The 1,319-nt window shown below is 45.3% G+C and carries 2 protein-coding genes and 1 pseudogene; all 3 read right to left on the bottom strand.

Going from position 1 to position 1,319, the window contains the following annotated elements; translation table 11 throughout:
* Positions 1-145: pseudogene (locus R7127_RS26345) on the bottom strand (4-hydroxy-tetrahydrodipicolinate reductase); the annotation flags it as partial.
* A 109-nt stretch (positions 146-254) separates the two neighbouring features.
* The gene (gene mutT / locus R7127_RS26340; RefSeq protein ID WP_005461225.1) at positions 255-653 is read right to left on the bottom strand and encodes an 8-oxo-dGTP diphosphatase MutT; all 399 of its coding nucleotides are present in this window, start codon (positions 651-653) and stop codon (positions 255-257) included.
* A 75-nt stretch (positions 654-728) separates the two neighbouring features.
* Positions 729-1,319: SEC-C metal-binding domain-containing protein (locus tag R7127_RS26335; RefSeq protein ID WP_318148696.1), on the bottom strand; the 591-nt coding region annotated here is incomplete at its 5' end.

Genomic DNA, 1,319 nt, shown 5'->3' with positions numbered 1-1,319 from the left:
AAAGTTCACCGATATCAACACCGACGAGCGAAGATTCTGGACGTTCTGAACCTGCCGTTACAGATGCATCTGGGTTTATGTGCGAGGCTTTGACTAGGTTGCGACCCATACGGCCAGCAGCTCCTGCGATTGCAATACGAACCATTGCGCTTTCTCTCCTTCTCTGGATAACGAGGCTTCTCGTTCTCTTTCGTTTCGCTGAATCTTTTTAAACTAACAACATACTGTGTTAACCACAAGCACGTTCATTGGGCTTAAGCGAACTCTTTTACGACACGTTGTAAGATCGGCACGTTAGCTTCAGGGAAGGTGTAATCCCCTAATTCACCAACTGCGACCCAGCGACCTTCTTGGCCTTCTCTACCATAAGGTTCGTTCTCGAACTGAGAGACGGTAATAAAATCAAATTTTAGTGACTTATCTGGGTAATCGTATTCAAGGTGTTCAAACGGTGCTTGTTCAATCACTCGAATCCCCACTTCCTCTTCAAGCTCACGAACCATCGCTTGTTCAACTGTTTCTCCTAGCTCGACTTTACCGCCCGGAAACTCCCAAAAGCCACCTTTGTGTTTATCATCAGGACGTTTAGTAATAAAGATTTGCGACTTATCTTGATTGAAAATGATCGCTGCAACAATGTGAATTCTTTTCATGGATATTTACCTAGGATCTATCGATACAAAAAGAGCCGCCTAAGCGACTCTTTCTTATTAAGTTATCAAGTTAGATTAATTGATCTGACCGTGACACTGCTTGTATTTCTTGCCACTACCACATGGACAAGGTTCGTTTCGACCTACTTTACGCTCATCACGAACAACAGGTTGATTTGAGCCCTCAGACTCTTCACCATCAGCCAACTGATTTTCCGCAGCTGCATGCTGAGCCTGCGCACGACGAGCAGCTTCTTCTGCTTGTGCACGACGTTGCTCTTCCATACGTTCAACTTCTTCTTGCTGTTGAACGCGAACACGAGACAGAACAGTAATAACGTCAGTCTTCAGCGCTTCAAGTAAACCTTCAAACAATTCAAACGATTCACGTTTGTACTCTTGTTTCGGGTTCTTTTGTGCGTAGCCACGTAGGTGGATACCTTGACGCAGATGATCCATCGCCGCCAGATGCTCTTTCCAAAGCGTATCGAGTGTTTGAAGCATCACTGATTTTTCGAAGTTACGAAGCACTTGTGCACCCACAACTTCTTCTTTCGCTTTGTATACTTCAACGGCTAGGCTGATAATCTTCTCGCGCAGCGCTTCTTCGTACAGTTTGTCGTCTTCCTCAAGCCATTGCTTGATTGGCGCGTCTAGATCGAAATC

Origin of the sequence: Vibrio sp. 1159, from assembly GCF_033340395.1 — a bacterium.
Taxonomy (GTDB): domain Bacteria; phylum Pseudomonadota; class Gammaproteobacteria; order Enterobacterales; family Vibrionaceae; genus Vibrio; species Vibrio alginolyticus.
Note: the sequence above shows the minus strand (reverse complement) of the source record. Positions and strands in the feature narration are given on the sequence as shown.

Coding starts and splice junctions, on each gene's coding strand:
- mutT (WP_005461225.1), bottom strand. CDS start 653: ATGAAAAGAATTCACATTGTTGCAGCGATCATTTTCAATCAAGATAAG.